Source organism: Desulfamplus magnetovallimortis (assembly GCF_900170035.1).
In the GTDB taxonomy this organism is placed as follows: Bacteria; Desulfobacterota; Desulfobacteria; order Desulfobacterales; family Desulfobacteraceae; genus Desulfamplus; species Desulfamplus magnetovallimortis.
This window is the reverse complement of the sequence record NZ_LT828544.1, coordinates 111,710-129,615: the sequence shown is the minus strand read 5'-3', so window position 1 is coordinate 129,615 and position 17,906 is coordinate 111,710. Positions and strand designations below refer to the sequence as shown.

14 protein-coding genes are annotated in these 17,906 nt (G+C 42.9%); 4 read left to right on the top strand and 10 right to left on the bottom strand.

Features of this window, described 5'->3' with window-relative positions; all coding sequences use genetic code 11:
* Nucleotides 1-389 precede the first annotated feature (389 nt).
* On the top strand, nt 390-2,693 hold the full coding sequence (locus MTBBW1_RS10670; RefSeq protein WP_080803151.1) for a DEAD/DEAH box helicase: 2,304 nt from the start codon (nt 390-392) through the stop codon (nt 2,691-2,693).
* Between the two features lie 62 nt (nt 2,694-2,755).
* Here MTBBW1_RS10670 and MTBBW1_RS10665 read toward each other — a convergent pair whose 3' ends face one another.
* From MTBBW1_RS10665 to MTBBW1_RS10645, 5 genes are all read right to left on the bottom strand, one after another.
* A complete protein-coding gene (locus tag MTBBW1_RS10665) occupies nt 2,756-4,084 on the bottom strand; it encodes an ATP-binding protein (protein WP_080803148.1) in 1,329 nt (442 codons plus the stop codon).
* A gap of 109 nt (nt 4,085-4,193) precedes the next feature.
* Nucleotides 4,194-4,382, bottom strand: a complete 189-nt coding sequence (locus MTBBW1_RS10660) for a hypothetical protein (RefSeq protein WP_080803146.1) — start codon at nt 4,380-4,382, stop codon at nt 4,194-4,196.
* On the bottom strand, nt 4,372-4,836 hold the full coding sequence (locus MTBBW1_RS10655; protein WP_080803143.1) for a nucleotidyltransferase family protein: 465 nt from the start codon (nt 4,834-4,836) through the stop codon (nt 4,372-4,374). The genes MTBBW1_RS10660 and MTBBW1_RS10655 overlap by 11 nt, the downstream gene beginning before the upstream one ends.
* 518 nt (nt 4,837-5,354) lie before the next feature.
* Nucleotides 5,355-6,116, bottom strand: coding sequence for a glycine cleavage system protein H (locus MTBBW1_RS10650; protein WP_080803141.1), 762 nt, complete (start codon nt 6,114-6,116; stop codon nt 5,355-5,357).
* A gap of 360 nt (nt 6,117-6,476) precedes the next feature.
* Nucleotides 6,477-7,424, bottom strand: coding sequence for a glycine cleavage system protein H (locus tag MTBBW1_RS10645; protein ID WP_080803138.1), 948 nt, complete (start codon nt 7,422-7,424; stop codon nt 6,477-6,479).
* A 589-nt stretch (nt 7,425-8,013) separates the two neighbouring features.
* Between MTBBW1_RS10645 and MTBBW1_RS10640 the strand changes: the two genes are divergently transcribed.
* From MTBBW1_RS10640 to MTBBW1_RS10630, 3 genes are all read left to right on the top strand, one after another.
* Nucleotides 8,014-9,198, top strand: coding sequence for a two-component system sensor histidine kinase NtrB (locus MTBBW1_RS10640; RefSeq protein WP_186441206.1), 1,185 nt, complete (start codon nt 8,014-8,016; stop codon nt 9,196-9,198).
* Between the two features lie 151 nt (nt 9,199-9,349).
* The gene (locus tag MTBBW1_RS10635; protein ID WP_080803132.1) at nt 9,350-10,711 is read left to right on the top strand and encodes a sigma-54-dependent transcriptional regulator; all 1,362 of its coding nucleotides are present in this window, start codon (nt 9,350-9,352) and stop codon (nt 10,709-10,711) included.
* A gap of 143 nt (nt 10,712-10,854) precedes the next feature.
* Nucleotides 10,855-11,400 (top strand): archaemetzincin family Zn-dependent metalloprotease, encoded by a 546-nt coding sequence (locus tag MTBBW1_RS10630; RefSeq protein WP_080803129.1) that lies wholly within the window; start codon nt 10,855-10,857, stop codon nt 11,398-11,400.
* A 396-nt stretch (nt 11,401-11,796) separates the two neighbouring features.
* On the opposite strand, the gene MTBBW1_RS10625 is transcribed toward MTBBW1_RS10630, so the two are convergent.
* From MTBBW1_RS10625 to MTBBW1_RS10605, 5 genes are all read right to left on the bottom strand, one after another.
* Nucleotides 11,797-12,165, bottom strand: coding sequence for a hypothetical protein (locus MTBBW1_RS10625; protein ID WP_080803126.1), 369 nt, complete (start codon nt 12,163-12,165; stop codon nt 11,797-11,799).
* A gap of 391 nt (nt 12,166-12,556) precedes the next feature.
* Nucleotides 12,557-15,901 (bottom strand): type I restriction endonuclease subunit R, encoded by a 3,345-nt coding sequence (locus MTBBW1_RS10620; protein ID WP_080803122.1) that lies wholly within the window; start codon nt 15,899-15,901, stop codon nt 12,557-12,559.
* Complete coding sequence (locus tag MTBBW1_RS10615; RefSeq protein ID WP_087881753.1) at nt 15,891-16,265, bottom strand: four helix bundle protein; 375 nt, start codon at nt 16,263-16,265, stop codon at nt 15,891-15,893. Before MTBBW1_RS10615 ends, MTBBW1_RS10620 begins: the two co-directional genes overlap by 11 nt.
* 50 nt (nt 16,266-16,315) lie before the next feature.
* On the bottom strand, nt 16,316-16,789 hold the full coding sequence (locus MTBBW1_RS10610) for a DUF4435 domain-containing protein (protein ID WP_080803119.1): 474 nt from the start codon (nt 16,787-16,789) through the stop codon (nt 16,316-16,318).
* Nucleotides 16,789-17,853 carry an ATP-binding protein gene (locus tag MTBBW1_RS10605; RefSeq protein ID WP_080803116.1) on the bottom strand — a complete coding sequence of 355 codons (1,065 nt, stop codon included), beginning with the start codon at nt 17,851-17,853 and terminating at the stop codon, nt 16,789-16,791. Before MTBBW1_RS10605 ends, MTBBW1_RS10610 begins: the two co-directional genes overlap by 1 nt.
* Between the last annotated feature and the right edge of the window lie 53 nt (nt 17,854-17,906).

Below are 17,906 nucleotides of genomic sequence, written 5' to 3'. Positions count from 1 at the left end.
ACATTAGACAGAACTCATTCTCCAGTGATTTGATTAATTTATTTACACAGGCCGCCTTTAGCTATATTCTCAAAGACGACAACTATGATCTTTTGAGCTTTGTCAATACTGTCTGAATCAGGATACCCAAGATTAACAAAGATAAGGAAGGCATATCTATCCTGAACATCTTGTTTATCCTGATTATCCTGGTTATCCTGGTTATCCTGATTCAGACAAATTCAGTAAATGGAAAAAAGCAATAAAATGTCGATTTTGAGTAAGTGAAGATAAAACTATACAAAGGAAAAACTATATGGCACAAACATTTTACAAATATCTAATTATTTAAAACTGGTGACATGGACATTAACAACAGGTATGCTCCTTACAATTTGCGGTGAAAACATATGGACAAAGCACTTGAAAAGTTACTGAAAAAATCTGACAATATTGCCCATGAAAAGGCTTTGCCCCAGGCATCCGGCATCATGGATGAATTACACAAGAGAAAAAACTGCCTTATTACAATGAATGACGGGGCATATAAGATGGGTTTGCTCACCAACATTCTGGACAGATATATCAAGGAAGAAAGGACTATCTGGCTTGCCTTCTCACCTCTGACATTCTCTCAATTCAGGATTCATGGGATAATGGCAGGTTTGAGAAGCGGTTCCATGTCTGTCAGAACAGGCTTTACTGACATTGACGGCAACTCCCCTGCCACCTTGTGGTCAATGGATATATTGAGAAACAGTATCCATGATGTCTGCTCCAAAAAGATGGAACGCATCCATCCCATTGGAGAGACAGAGACACCATCTCCGGATCGGGAAGAGATGCCTGGAAGCTATTCTATAGAGATCAACAAACTTCCGGATCTGCTGGTGATTGACAATCTGGATATGCTGGATGAGCAATCCATGGGCACCTGCCTTGAACAGATACTCATTGGATTGCCCTCCGAGATTCCCATTGTTGCATTTATCTCGCCTTTACCCAACTATGGGGAGATTCTTGATTGGCTTAAAACAGTACGGGAAGGTACATGGGGGGAGCTTGTCTCTGATGCAGACAGCAACACTGTAATGGCATATCTCACCCCGGAATATGATTTGGTTCCCCTTCTCCAGAAGAAAAAAATAGCCTCCAGAGTCAAACGTACCCTAAAAGAGAACCGTCCCATAAAATATCCGGCTTCCAAGGCCTTTATTAAACCGCTCATGGAGACGCTCAAGCAGGACAATCTTACCCCGGCCATAATTATCATGCCTTCGGCTGAGCTTTGTGATCAGGCGGTACAGAGCTGTCCCAAGACCAGAGATAATGTAAATCAAATGTTATCCAATCCCCAGATCACAGCAATGTTTGACCGTTATCCTGAATTAAAGGATCGCAGCAAGGTTGTTTCAGCACTCTACAGACAGGTAGGGGCTTTTCATTGGGGCAACCACCCTGCCTGGTCAGAGATGGTTGAGATGCTGCTCTCCCTTAATTTGATAGATGCAGTTTTCAGCACTATGTATGATGCAAGGGCCATGGGTACCAGGGTAAAATCCGTTATATTCACCACATCCCTTATGATGGCACCAGGAGAAACCCAGGGAGAACAGGTATCAGGCATTGATTTTAAAAAAATATGTCAGCTTGCAGATTCTATGAACAAGGAAGATGATCAGGGATGCATAATTCTGGCAAATGGAAAGGATATGGATCTACTCCATCTAAAAGACATTCATCTGCTTCCTTCCCTTGGTGCCATCAAAAGCTCTTTTAAGTGCAATACCCAGTCAATTCTTGGGCTTGCAGGAATAACGGCAAGGGGGATTAAGGAGTCCCTCATGATGAGTCTGTGGGTGAAACAGAATCCATTTAAAGATGTTGCGCCTCTGATCGAAAAACATGCAGAACTTGCAGAATTGGTTCCCCAGGCCATGTGCGGCGGCCCTCGAAATGCCCTGAAGTTCATCCAAAGAACAGAGCAACTCAAATTTGAACTTGATCAATGTGATTTGAAAATTGAATCAGTGAAAAAATCCAGTGAGCTTCATGCCGCTAAAAAACAGCACTCCAACATCAGGTTGGCCCTTGAAAGTTTTCCCTGCAATGGATGTGCTCACAAGGGTGACTGCCAGGAGCAGCGCTATAAGAAGATCAGGGAAATTTTAAATCAATATAATGATACTCTTCACCAGATGAAAGGCAGTTCATCCATCCTTGAGTTTCATATGACAGATAATATCCAGTTTTTGCAAGATATAGAGTTTTTGGATTATAATTTGGAATTAACTCAGAAGGGGAAAATTGCACTGCAAACCGGCTGCTCCAATCCTTTTTACATCACGGAGCTGATCCTCAGACAAGAAAATTTTCCATGGCCGTCAGAGTTTACAATCCCTGTTATGGCCGGTTTCATTGAACTTACCAAGGGAGAAGTGCCCATACTTGTGGATGAATTCGCAGATGAAGAACTCCATAAGGCTTACCAGTGGATGGATTCATGTATGGAGCCAGTAAAAAAATCGTTGTTTTCACATGGAGTAATTCCATCGGAGCCATCCTTTGCCCAGTCTGCTGTGGTGAGGGCACTGGAAAATGGAATCAGGGTAGAGGCCGCAGCCGAAAGTGCTAAAATCTCCGTTGGAACTATTATTAGGCTGACAGAAAAAACCAGAACCATGGTCAGTAGATTTTTTGCAGGGAAAAAATGAAAATCCCTATACTATAACGTACATGGCGGATGCCCGCCACAATCGAAGAGATGAAATTCGTTTTAAAAACAGCCACTTACGGAGACTTTCATATAAAAATTTAAAAGGAACCGCCATACGGGTAACACGTTAATAATTCCAGATTCGACCTCTATTTGTTCTTCCTCGTTACGGGTCACTATGGTGCCTTGTGACAGATTCAACTCAGTCATCCCTTCTATAAGGGCTGTGGTTTCACGTTTTCGGGTCTCAGGATTGGCCATTGACTCACAAACCTGAACAATCATACGGGACTCTCCTTGCCTTCCGGCAATGAAATCAACCTCTCTGCCTGTTTTGGTTTTGTAATAAAAGATATCCGGCGTAATCCGACGAAGCGCAATGAATACCAAATTTTCCAACAGATGGCCTGCATTGAGAAGAATACCTGAGCTTATGGAGGTCACAAGTGCATGGTCTATGCAGTATATTTTTTTTGGATTGGTGTTGGCCCTTGATAGCGAGGCATCAAAAATACGAACTGTAAATAGAACATATGCATCTTCAAACCACTTTAGATAGTCGGAAACAGCGGATTTAGGAGCTTTATGACCCAGTGATTTTAAATAACCTGTCAGATTATTGATAGAGTACAGGGAACCTATATTGTCCACCAGCCAATGTGCAAGATCCGTGATCGCTCTGGGGTGAGATATATCATGACGCTCGACAAGGTCACGGAAGAGCATTGCTCCCCAATATTCCTGATGGATTTTGATTCTGAGCATTCGCTCAACAGAGGCAACTTCGGGAAACCCACCGGTTTCCCAGTACTCCCCGAATTCTTTTTGTATGGTCAAACGTCTTTTTGTTGAAAGCGGGCTGTCACTCTCGATCCCCTTGAAGTCAAGAAATTCCCGGAAAGAAAATGGAAAAATTTCCCATGATAGAGCCCGGCCACGCATTTGTGTTGCTATTTCGCGTGAGAGCATCTGAGCTGACGATCCGGTGATATAGACATCGCACTTTTCCGTGCGCATCACACGATCAACAAAAGGTTCCCAGCCCTGAATGACCTGAATTTCATCAAAAAAACAGTAAACCTTTTCGGTATTCTTTTTTTCAGGAAAAAGCGAAAAATATGCCTCCAGAATCAACCCCAAATTATCATACTGTAACATGTGCAAACGATCATCAAAAAAATTCATATACAGGATATTCTGACGAGAAAACCCTGCATCCAGAATACTTTTAATGATTTGAAACATAAATGTGGATTTCCCGCTGCGACGCACCCCTATACAAACTGTGGCCTTACCCGGCACAGACGATACAGGAATCAGCCTTGGCACACCTGTCTGCAACTCACTCTCTTGAAAATCAAGAATTATCTCTTTTAATATATCAATCATAAGTAAACACTTGGTGAATATTATTTCTGATTTATATAACGGCCATGGCAGACACACCTGCCACAACGAAGCATGAAAGTCCTTAGAACCTTAAAAGACGGGGACTTTCTTATAAAAAACTGGAATTTTTTTGTGTTTCTTTTTTCTTTAGAAGAATTTTTTGACGACACTCTTCTGAAAGTGTTGAGAAAATCTTCTCTCTCAAACGATCTCCCCCTAAAGCAATGCAGAGATCCCTTAATTCACTTGTAGCTTTAAGCCTCGCAGTTATTGCCTTTGGGCTCATATCAACTTTCATTGTTTATCCCCTTTAATTTTTCTATATCATCCAGGTCTTGCCCACTTGAACGCATTGATTTCAGTTTAATTAAACCTTCAGGGGATACAACCGGTATTTTTCCTTCTTCCCAGGACAAAATTTGTTTTGATTCCCAGACATCTTTAATTTCCTCTGTTAATAAGAGCATATCAAGCATCAATGGTTCAGATGAATCTGCTAAAATCTTAGTAAGGCGATAAATCTGGATAGATCCTCCGGCAAATTCCATCAATCCGGTGTCAAATTCAAAACCCAGGTAATTTGCTATTTTTTTTGTTTTTTCAAGGGTTTCCGGCTCTATCAATATATCTATATCCATAGTTGCTCGGGGAAATGCGTGTACTGCCATAGCTAACCCTCCGCAAAGGGCATATTGAAGACCTTCTTTTTCAAATTCTTTAACAAGCTTTGAAAATTCTTCTAATAATTTCATTTTAACCTCTCATGACAGATATCATCGTGTCATCCACTTCACAAATATCACCAGGCACCAGGGGAACACCTATGATCTTGTAAGCCTTGTCAAAACTGTCTGAATCAAGATTCCCAGGATTAAAAACTGTCTGAATCAAGATTTCCAGGATTAACAGGATAAGGCGGGATTATATATCCTGAACATCCTATCCATCTTGGTTATCCTGATTCAGACAAATTCAATAATTGCTGAAAAAACACTAAGATGTCGATTTTGAGTAAATCAATCATAAGCAAACATCTGGTGAATATTATTTCTGATTTATATAAAAACTGGAATTAATTATTACCAGTTACTCCATAAAATGACAATAATAATTTCCAGTAATGATGAATCTCTGAAATCACCACTTTATTTCAAATGGACGGAGTACCGGTTTTGCCAAACAAACATAAAAAAAGGGCCTGATTAAGGCCCTTTAAATCTGATGATTGTTTTAAAAACAAAATCTGCTTTCAAGTACTGCAAGGGTAACATCAAAAAACCACCCCTCTGTTGCTATTTCCCAAAAAACACTCCACAAGCCTGTCCCATTCCAATCCAGGGGCATTACCATAAATATCCTCTCCGAGATTTCCGCCATCAGCAGCCATCAAACCGGTCTCTGCCTCCAATATATCATAAAGGGTTTCGATGTGTTCATGAAGATATGCTCGGCTCTCCTCCATGAACAACATCTCCTTTATATCCTCCCGCAGTTGCTCACACTGCACCATCACCATCCAGCCGTTGCAGTAGGGACTGAGATTGGCAGCTCCCCTCTTTTTAAGAACATCTCGGTTAACTGCCGTCACCACACCGGTCACTGGTGACAAAATTGATGCACTCTTTTCTCCCCTGCAAAATCGGAGCAATTGCCCCCCTTTTACCACCTTTTTTCCTATTAGGGGAAGATCAATTCTATCTGGTGGTCCCAGCAGACGGAGCACAAAATCATCCATGCCCACCCTAACCTCCTGATCCTCTTCAAGTTTCACCCAGGCGTGTCCCCTGGTTAGATAGTATCCTGTTGGAAAGGATATCCCGTCAATGCTATGATAATTGACAGGTTCCATCACGGTATGAACCCGATATTGATCCTGGAAATACTGGTCAAATTCACAGCTTGCACAACGATAATCCAATTCACAGATCCTGTACTCAATGTAACCTTTCAAGTGGTGAATGCAGGCATTTCGGGTAAACCCTACGCTCTGCAACCGATTTTCCCACAGTGTAATTTCATTTTCATGTTCCATGGCGTCACCCTATTTTGATGCCCCTGTAAAAAGTCAAAATCTCAATAAACGCTATTAATGAATTCAGCATATTACAATATTAAACAGGCATGATTGATTACGTATCAATTACCCCCAAATATAAAAATAATAGTTATTTTCGGCATCTTTCATTTGCCTGTTTACACTTTGTCAGAACCATGATTTTCATGATTAAGGGATTATCCTGATTTTTCATCATGTTAATCTTTAAATCCTTTAATCATGGTTCAAAAATTTTCCGAAAAGTGTAAACTACTTTTGGGTTGATATGAAGGATGCCTTATTTTCACGGTAAAAAATTACTGACATTGGACTTTTGACAAGAGCATCTATTTTAAATCACCTGTTTTTAAGGAAGACCCGTGTCAACTGATGCCAGTCAAGCCCCGGAAGATTGCCGTAAATATCAGGTCTCAGGATTCCACCGTCTGTTGCCATGGGACCTGCCACCGTTTCGATCATCTCTTCCAGGCGATTTACCTCTTCTCCTGTCCAGGCCATGCTCTCTTGGTGATCCATCAAAGCTTTCATCGTCCCCTTGATATCGGAATTATGGACACTGAAGAGCCAGCCATCACCATAAGGATCTCTGTTGGCACGTCCTGGATCTCTTCTGACCTTCTCATTGACCTGAACAATAACACCGTTAACCGGAGCCAAAACATCGGCAAGATGATCCTTTCGTCTCAATCCCCATCCGGCAACATTGCGCTTAAGTTCTTTTCCGGTGAGGGGAAGATCCAGAGCATCGGCCTCTCCGAGGAGTTTTAAGGCAAAATCGTCCAGCCCCACTTTTATGGAACCGCCATTTTCAACAACCGCCCAGGTGTGGGCGTTATGAAAAAAGTATCCTTCGGGCAGATCAAACCCCTTGATGGTGTGCATGGCAAACTCCCCACGGCCTGTTCCCTGGGAAATGACATCCTCAAAATATTGATCAAAATCGCAGGAGGAGCAGTTATAGTTATAGGCACAGACACGGGGTGCAATGCGCATGGTCAGGCTGTGACGGCAAGTTCTCTCCATGCTCTCTCGTTTTCTCATGCTGTTCTGCCAGCTTATCTGCTTGCCATCTGCCACCCGTTGCTCCATGGCTGAATCATATTTGCATGATGTGCAGTCAAAATAGTTGTTGCACTGCTTTTTGGCAACTGCTCCGGATGACATCCAGATGCAGGGTTTGCTCTGGTCTTTTTTATCGGATGTCAGCGCCCATACCTGATTTCCCAACATGCCCTGAAAATCCCTATTATCTGTTGCCTGTGATGTATTTCTATGTGGTATCATGATCTCCCCCCTCCGGCTTCTATGCCGTTTTTTAAAAAAGTTGAATGGTTTTTTAAAATGCTGTTTTAAATTTGTCTTATGAGTCAAAAACTATTTAGAAACCTTAAAATGGCTAATGATTAATTCTTTTTTTGTGTTGTATGCTGTTATGATAGAGCAAGATGAGTACCACAACAGGAAAAAACCTACAAAAAAAGATAAACCAACAAGGAAGGAATTGATTTTATAGTGTTTTTAAGATTATAATCACTGCATGACCATTGCTATGGTGATAAAGCGATACTGTTGCAAAAAACCACACTCCAAATTGAATTCAATGCTGACAACCATTTTATATTAAGTGAAGAAGCCCTGCTGGCCTGTCATTGAGAGGAACCGTAGGATTTTCCAACACACTATTCTGATTTTACCACACCTTTACCATAAAAATGACTATCATTTTTATACTTGGGGGAGATTGATACATAATCATTCATGCCCGTTTACTTATATCTTGGAAATGGATAGAAATTTCCCTATTTGGATTTACTGCATTGCACTCATTTCTGTTTACCCCTTAACTTTTTAAACGATGTCAAAGGATTACAAGATGTACCTTCCAGACAATGAGATGGAGACCATTTTAAACGGTATCAAGGATTTTATCCTTATTATATCTCCGGACAAAGAGGTGATTGAAGTCAATGACGCATTTTTACGCTGTATGAACTGCACACGTGAAGATGTCATTGGTAAAAAATGCTATGAAGTCTTTAAGGAAGCGACTCGAAAAAGCAGTAACTGTGATCGCCTCTGCCCCCTTGAAAAGGTTATTCGCAATAAACGCCACTGCCAGGTGGAACTGACACGCCAAGGGCCGGACGGCAGGGAGAGGTATGCGGAGTTAGCTATTTTTCCCATCTGGAAAAAAAAGGGCGAAATCTCTAAATTTATTGAGATCAGCCGAGATATCACTAAACGCAAACGGGATGAACAGGAGATTAAAGGTCGTCTGGAAAAAATGGTGGAGGAGCGAACAAAGCAGTTGCATGCCACCCATGAAAAACTGCTCCACCAGGACAAAATGGCTTCCCTGGGTAAACTGTCGGCCTCTGTGGTGCATGAAATCAACAACCCTGTGGCCGGCATTTTGAACCTGACCTTACTTAGCAAACGGATCATTGAAGAGGGGCCTGTCCATGCAGAAGAGCTTGAACTCTTTTCCAAATATCTCAATCTCATGGAGACAGAAACCCGCAGAATCAGTCGGATTGTCTCAAATCTTCTTGTATTTGCCAGGCAGTCCAAAGTTGAACCCCAAAAATTGGATATAAACCACCTGATTGAAGAGAGCCTGTTTATCAATGCCAATCTTCTAAAAATAAATGGCACCAAACTTATTACAAAATTAGACACTTCAATCCCCCCATGCCATGCTTCCGAAGATCAGCTCAAACAGGTATTCATGAACTTCATCTCCAATGCTGCTGAAAGTATGGCAGTGACCTTGGGCGGGGTGTTGACGGTGCGCACGGAATACCAGGAGAAGAGTGACAGCGTGTTAATCCGCTTTACTGATACAGGTATCGGCATTCCCCAGGAGAACATCCCCAAATTGTTCGACCCTTTTTTCACGACTAAAAAGATGGGAAAAGGAGTGGGCTTGGGACTATCTGTAGCCTATGGAATCATTAAGGAACATGGGGGGACTATCTATGTGAACTCCCGACCTGGAGAAGGGGCTACCTTTAAAATTACCCTCCCCAGAAGACCTGCATTAGCGCTGGAAAACTAAACAATACTAATGACAGTACACTACTACTGCATTGTCAAAGCTAAAAATTAGAGTTCGTTTAATTGTAGAGACAAGGCATGCCTTGTCTCTACGTTGCAGATAACCCTAAAATTAAGTCTTGACGGTGCGCTACCTTATCAGGAGAGAGATCATGCATCAAACCAGAATCTTGATCGTGGATGATGAACTGATTATCCGGGAATCCCTGGCCGGATGGCTTGAAAGGGACGGCCATCACATCATGACCGCCGATAGCGGTGAGAAATGCCTTGAAATACTCAAAAAACAAAGTTTTGATGTGCTGCTTGTGGACATCAAAATGGACGGCATAAGCGGCGTGGATGTCCTCAAGCATGTCAAGGAGCACTATCCGGACATTGATGTGATCATGATCACGGCCTTTGGTTCCATCCCCTCATCTGTGGAGGCAATGAAGGCCGGAGCCTATGATTATCTCTTAAAACCATTTGATCCCAATGAACTTGGGGTTCTCATTGAAAAACTGATTGAACACCAGTCCCGCAAACGTGAAAACTACTACCTCAAGGAGGAGTGCAAAGAGCGAAGCCGGTTTGAAAGCATGATTGGCCAATCCCCTGCCATGCAGGAGATATTTGATCTTATTCAGGATATACGGGAGACCAAATCCACGGTATTGATCACCGGAGAGACAGGTACTGGAAAAGGCATGGCCGCAAAAGCCATCCACACCAGCAGCCCCTTGAAAGAAGGGCCATTTGTCAGTGTCAACTGCGGCTCCATTCCAGAACATATCATGGAGAGCGAGTTGTTCGGCCATCAGAAAGGGGCATTTACCGATGCCAAGGAGACCCGAAAAGGCCGCCTTGAAATGGCCTGCGGCGGCACCCTCTTTCTTGACGAAATCGGAGAAGTTCCCATGCGCATGCAAATTGATCTGCTCCATGTCCTGGAGGAGAAGATTTTTTACAAGGTAGGAGGCACCCAACCCATCTCTGCCAATTTCCGGGTTATTGCTGCCACTAACAGCAATCTTGAAAAAAATATTCAGGAGCGTACCTTTCGTGAAGATCTCTACTACCGACTCAACGTCATCGCCATGACCATGCCCCCCTTGAGAAAACGAAAAGAGGATATACCCCTTCTTGCCAACCATTTTCTCCACAAATTTGTGCAGGAGATCAATAAACCTGTCCAGCGGATCAGCAGGGAGGCCATGGATGAAATTATGCTGTATAACTGGCCGGGAAATGTCAGAGAACTCTCCAATGCCGTGGAACGGGCGGTTGTGGTGTGCAGAAGTCATACCATTGAATCAACGGATCTTCCCATTGTCACACCAGAATGCAGGGGAAAAAGTCATCCAACAGGCGGCACGCTGCACGACATTGAAAAGCATCATATCCTGAATACCCTGGTGGAAAATGACTGGAATATCTCACGATGTGCCACCCTCCTTGGCATTGATCGATCGACACTTTACAGTAAAATTAAACGCTATCATCTGAAAAAAGACCCCGCAGGGAGAGCCTGAAAAAATGAGTAAACGGGCATGATTGCGTATCAATCACCCCCAAATATAAAAATGATAGTCATTTTCACGGTAAGGGGCATGACCGCACTGCAGCCCATAAATAAAAACTTTGTATCCATTTCCACTGTAAAGGAGAGAAAGTGATGACCGATACTACAGGCGGTCTGCCATTTATTCTGGTCTCACCAACACAGGGCATCTCTTCGGAACTTGCCGGTAGGGTCGGAGAGGCAGTGGGCGATTTCTTCGGATATCCCATCAAGGTTATTCAATTACTACAACACATTGATTTTGCCTTTAATCCAGACAGAGATCAATACCATTCAACCCGGATATTGGAAGAGCTGGCCAGTCTTGCTCCGGAAAGATGCATTAAAATCCTCGCCCTCACAGACAAGGATCTTTTTATTCCCATATTGACCCATGTCTATGGAGAGGCACAGCTCAACGGCATGGCCTGCATTGTCTCCACCCACAGGCTCAACACCGACTTTCAACTTTCTGAAAAAAAGATATTTGAACGGATTGTCAAGGAGAGCATCCATGAACTGGGACACACCTTTAACTTGCGCCACTGCAAGAATCAAGGCTGCCTAATGCACTACTGTCGGAGTCTTGAGGATGTGGATTTAAAGTCCAGCCAATTCTGCCGCTACTGTGAGGTGCTTCTGTCGGATGCTTTTGTCTGATTGTCATGATTCGTCATACTATCGTATTCCAGATAATTAAATTGATAATGGAAAAGGCATCCTTTATTTGGCATCCTTCATATCAGCTCAAAAGTAGTTTACACTTTTCGGAAAATTTTGAACCATGATTAAAGGATTTAAGGATTAACATGATGAATAATCAAGAAAATCCCTTAATCATGAAAATCATGGTTCAGAAAAGTGTAAACCGATAAATGAAAGATGCCCTTTATTTCATCCAAAAATACTTTACACTTTCCAAATGTAAAGCCTTTGAAAAAGGGAATACGACTCACAAAAGTGTAAAGTTAAAAATGAAACATGCCATGGAAAAGTCTAAATATCTGTTAACTGCATTAATTTTTTTGACCAAAAAATAATTTTTTTTCTGAAAAGCTATATTACTCTTAATATATTATTATTATAAAATAGCTTTTTTAAACCATTTGCAAAATCTTTAATTTCATCAGAACGATTTGGCAAAATCACAAGAATCTTCTCAATTCCTGCGTTGCATCCCTTACGCAACCTAATGTCAAATAAATTTCCATTGAGGATGCATTTTGTAACTATTTCATAGTTACCATTCTCTTTATAATCAATTTCGAAATAAATTTTTCCATCATCCCAGCCATTTTCATCAAAGGATCTTTGCAAAAAAAAGTAATGTTGATCTTTGTCAGATTCGGTATTTGAGGCTCCGCAAGTAATGTAATCAGGTTCTTCATGCACACCAAATTCTGTAGCTTCAAATTCTATTATCATATGAGTAAATTCCCTATTAAACAGCAGAATAAATAATTATCAAGAAATGAAAGATGTCCAAATTTCCTCTTAAAATCTTTTCAGATTCCTATAACGTACATGGCGGATTCACGCCACAATCGAAGAGATGAAAGTCGTTTTAAAAACAGCCACTTACTGAGACTTTCATATAAACGTACATGGCGGATTCACGCCATAATCGAAGAGATGAAAGTCGTTTTAAAAACAGCCACTTACTGAGACTTTCATATAGACATACATGGCAGATTCCTGCCACAATCGAAGGGATGAAAGTCGGTTTTAAAACAGGCTGTTACGGGGACTTTATTATAAACCTCCATGTTTGCTGGCGCATCACAACGAAACATGAAAGTCGTTATATATCAGCATGTTATGGAGACTTTCTAATAATAAACCCTCGATTCTTCTTAAAATTCTCCGCCTGCTCAAAAATTTCCTTGTAAACCTCATCCCTGTCAATGGGCGGGTAGCCATGCTCTGCCAAAAGAATAATGAGATCCACCTTCAGCTCCGCCTTAATGTCTTCTCTCTGGCTCCAGTCGGTGTATTTGGCCTTGTCATCGACAATGATCTTCACATTTTGGGCAAGGGTGATGAGCTGATCCTCCGGGTATTCAAAGTCATACTTGATGGTAAGGGATTTCAGGATGTCATAGAAGGCTTTTTCCTCAAAATCAATGCCCATATCGACAAAGGATTCCCGCTCTTTTTTTATGGCGTGGTACAAATTAATGATCTCGTCGGTAAAATCTTCCAATACCTCACTTCTGAGAATGTCCTGCTCGCTCCGGTCGTTGTACCGCTCCACCAGTGACTTGAATTGTTTTGCAAAATCCACCCCTTTTAGCTTGTTCACCTTCTTAAATTCATCAATGGCCTTGGAAAGCAGTTGCTGGAGCATCTTGATCCTGGTGTTGGGGAGCTTGATCTTGTCGATCTTCGCCAGATAGTCCGGATCGAAGATATCCACCTCTGTGGTGTCCCCCTGGCCCATCTTGAAGATCTCTTCCACTCCATCACTTTGCAGAGCATCGGAAATTAACTGCTGTACCCTGGCGTTCATCTGAAAAACATCTGGAGCATTGCCTTTGGTGAGCTTGAAGATAATGGAGCGGACTGCCATATAAAAATGGAAAAGATCCCGCTCGTCCTGGGTGAACTCATCGCACCCGACACAGATGTCATAGGCAGCTTTCATTCTTTTGGTAAGTGCCATAAACCGCTTTTCCAGCTTGCCGGTCTGCTGAATAAATTCTGATGCCATGTTAAGGCAATGGAGCTGTTTTGTGGATTCTCCGGAAAAATAGGGGGATGTATCAAACTTATGGAAAATAGCCCGCATCAGATCCAGGTGATCCTTTACCACCACAATGGACTGCTTTATCTCTTCAAAATTGCTTGTATCTGCTTTGGAATAGTGTGCCAATGCCAGATTCATCTGTTTCTTGATGCCGATATAGTCAACAATCAACCCTTTTTCCTTTTGAAGATACTTCCTGTTTACCCTGGATATGGTCTGAATGAGGCTGTGCCTCTGGAGAGGCTTGTCAATATACATGGTGTCCAGAAAGGGGACATCAAAGCCGGTGAGCCACATATCCACCACAATGGCAATTTTGAAATTGGATTTGGCGTTTTTAAATTGCCGATCCAGCTCTTTTCGGTAATCCTTGGTTCCCAGCATTTTGTAAAGGTCTGGGGCATCATCCTGGCGACGGGTCATAACCATTTTGATGTGCTCCATGGGCATGATCTCTTTTTGTTCTTTTGCCGTTAAATTCTCCCCATCTGCACACACCTTTACTTCTGCCCATTCAGGACGCAAAGCTATCACTTCTTTATAAAATTCATAGGCAATGGGTCGGTTTTTGCTGACAAACATGGCTTTGCCGGCTATGGTTGAGCCCTCTTTTGTTCGAGCTTCATAATGATTTACAAAATCGGCTGCTAAGTCCTTCAAACGGGCAGAGTCTCCCAGGATGGCGTCCATGTGGAGATTTGCCCTTTTACTGGCATCAATGGCGTAGTCGCTTGCCCCCTCTTGCTCACACTGGGCGTAATAGGCTTCAATCTCTTCCAGCTTGCTGTTATCCAGCAGCACCTTGGCTGCCCGTCCCTCGTAAACAATGCGTACTGTGATTTCATCTACCACTGATTCTGTCATTGTGTAGGCATCCACAACTTCGCCAAAGACATCTAATGTTGCATCTATGGGTGTTCCGGTGAATCCCACATAGGTGGCGTTGGGAAGGGAGTCGTGGAGGTATTTTGCAAAACCGAAGGTGCGTTTCACTCCCTCTTTTGTTATTTTTACCTTTTGATCCAGGTTGACCTGGCTGCGGTGGGCTTCATCTGAGATGCAGATAATATTGTTTCGCTGGGTCAAAAGCTCTGTGCTTTCTGTAAACTTGTGAATTGTGGTGAGAAATACTCCACCACTGTTACGCCCCTTGAGCAGATCACGCAGGTGGTCACGGCTCTCCACGCTTATAACTGTTTCATCCCCTATATAACCCTTGGCTCCGGTAAACAGCCCTGATAATTGATCATCTAAATCTGTTCTGTCTGTAATTAGCACAATTGTGGGACTTGAGAGGGCTACACTCTTCATTAAAAGCCTTGTGAGAAAGAGCATTGTATAGCTTTTGCCACAGCCTGTGGCCCCGAAGTAGGTTCCGCCTTTGCCGTCACCCTGGGGTCTGATGTGCTCAAGAATATTGTGATAAAGTTTGGTTGCAGCGTAGTATTGGGGATATCGGCACAGGATCTTTTCTTCTTTCCTTGATGTGTCTGGCAGGAATATAAAATTGCGGATTACGTCACAGAGGCGGACGGGATGGAACAGCCCATGGATCATGGAGTAAAGGGAGTCTATGCCGTCTTTTTCTATAAGGTCGCTGCCGTCGGTTTTTCGCCAGGCATAGAAGAACTCATATGCCGCAAAGAATGAACCTGCCTTATTGTTTATGCCGTCGCTTATGATGCAGAAGGCGTTGTACTTGAACAGCTCCGGAATATCCCGCTTGTAGCGTACCGTCAATTGAGTGAAGGCATCATGGATTGTTGCCTCTTCCCGGATGGCACTCTTGAACTCGAACACCACCAGGGGCAGCCCGTTGATATAAAAAATGCCGTCTGGTATCCGCTTTTCATACCCGGTGATCTCCAATTGATTTACCATTTTGAAGATATTTACTCCGGTATCCATGCCATACCCTGACTGTTCTTCAGCCACGATCTCGGGCACCTCACCTGCTTTGGGTGTTCGGAATGCAGTCAAGGCGGAATAGTCTATGAGCTGCACATAGAGATCTTTCTGGTCACGGTCTTCCCGCTTGAGCAAAAAACCGTCGGAGATGAGCTTCATGATGGCTTTGTTGCTCTCATAGAGGTCTGCTGATGAGTAGGCTTCCAGTTGCCGGATCACCGAATCGATTTCATTGGATGTGATGCCATCTGCTGCATACTGGCGGGAGAGAAATGCCCGTAGATCAGCCTTGATCAACACCTCTTCCGGCTGCCGGTGGATGGTTTCTCCAAGGATATGAGGGTATCCCATTTCTCCGAGAAGTTCGATGATGGCGACTTCGAGTTGGGATTCGGTGAATTTTTTGAATTCTGAATGATGAGGGATGAATGATGAATTATTTTTGAATTCTGAGTTATAAATTCTGGATGCTGAATTGTTTTTGAATGATGATGTTTTATTTGCCATTCTTTTTACCTGTTTGAGCGGTTTTGACGATGCTTGTTAGGATACGGACAAGTTCATCGGCTTCCTTAATGAGTTCGGTTAGTCTGCTTTCTGGGATTGTTTCACTCTCTACAAGCAACCTCAGCCAATAAAGCGTTTCTCGGGCTTCTTTTCGTGAAATGGACATTTTGGCTGTAAAGTCCGCCTTGCTTTGTCCTGCTTGAGCTTCTTCAATATTGGCACCAATTGACGTCCCGGAACGCAACAATTGATTCGCCAATGTGCGTGACACATTCCCCTGACGCTCCAAAACGCGACACAGATTTACAATCCTCACAGCAAATGCAAAACTACGTTCCGTTATATCCACTCCAAAATTCATCATCCATTATCCATCCTTCACAATTTTAAATTCAGCATTCATAATTCATAATTTTAGAGTGGATTGATAACCGACCAGAGTACGCCATGGGAAGCCCATCTATCCAAATCCTTCAAAAGGATCGTTTCTAAATGACTCACCCCACCGGGCAGTCTGGCTTGCTGTTTTGCAGGTAGAGAATGCCATAATTCATCGGGAACAATGATGTAGTTTTCAATGCAATATCTCGGTAGAATCCAAAGGTTTGAAAATTTTTTTTGATACTCATCAATGACTTCCTTTTGCCACTCATCTTTATCAACAATCCCTATCCATGTCGTTTCCTGCTTCAAAATCTCAATTACTCTTAATTTCTTTTCAGCTTTTTCAACGACCCAACTCTGTTCCCATTGAGGATTTTTTTTAAAAAGAAAAGATTTTAAGGCAAGTTCATCATCCTTCCCTTCCACGATCAATGCCCGCTTTGAACTCGCACCAATTTTCTCTTGCTTTATTTGAGTAATGACTTTTTGTATATTTGAAGCCATTATTCCTCCCCCTGGAGCTTGAGCTCCTGACGCATTCCGAAATTATCATACCGGTTCCAGACATCGACTGAATGGGAAGTCATGAGTAGTTGACCATCTTGTTCACTGATCAAGTGTTCCAGGGTAGAGAGAAAAGAATCAACTAATGACGGATGAAGATAAAGATCCGGCTCGTCAATGAGAACGATACCTCCCGGTTGCTGCCACCTGCTGATGAGATAGATCAAAATTAAAACCTGATGTTCTCCGGCACTGAGATCATCCAGGGAGTGATATCCGCCCCGTTTGTTTTTGAGTCTGACTCTCAGACGACCTTCTCCCGGTTTGATATCCGGGTCAATTTCCTTGCCGATAAGAAAACTGTTCAGATTACGAATAATTTTATGATAGCGATGAAGTTGGGTGGTTTTAAGGGTTATCAGTGAGGCTTCAAGCTGGCCTTTCCAATCTTCAGAAACCAAATATTTTGTCAGCCAGCGCTGTGACAGAACATCAGGCTGAGGTTCCGAGATATTTCTTTTAGGCTGCACCCACCGCCGCTCTTCGGCATCCAGATAAATGACGTTGGGGCAGTCAACTTTATCGTGGGACAGAATCATTTTTTTCCGCTGTTCACTCCACTCTTCCAGCCATTTTTCCTGGGGAAGAATAAGTTCCCGTTTGGGCTGGCCGGGTTTTCCTGTCCGGGCAACGGCTTCACCGATCCACACCACAGAGGAGTACCTTTCCCGTAATTCATTAGCCCACTCTAATGTTCCGAACAATACTCCAACCGGAGTCGCATAAAAAGGCAATATCCTATCAAGGATTAAGGCAAACCCGGTCCACTGTTGCAGCCAGATTTTTGCTTCGTGCTTCATGGGAAGCGATTTTCTGTGATCCAGCCAGTACCCTACGGCATCCCATAATAATGCCATGCCGCGTAAAAGTGTCGATTTTCCGCAGCCATTTGGACCGGTGAAGAGAACCTTTGTTTCCAACTCCCCAGACCAGTTGTTTTCCAATATGATCGGCTCATTCATGAGCGGGCCGACGTCTTGTGCAATTATTTCTCTTATTTTCATTACAATTTCACCTGTTTCACAATGGCCTGCCTCCGAATCCCACCGGAGTTTGC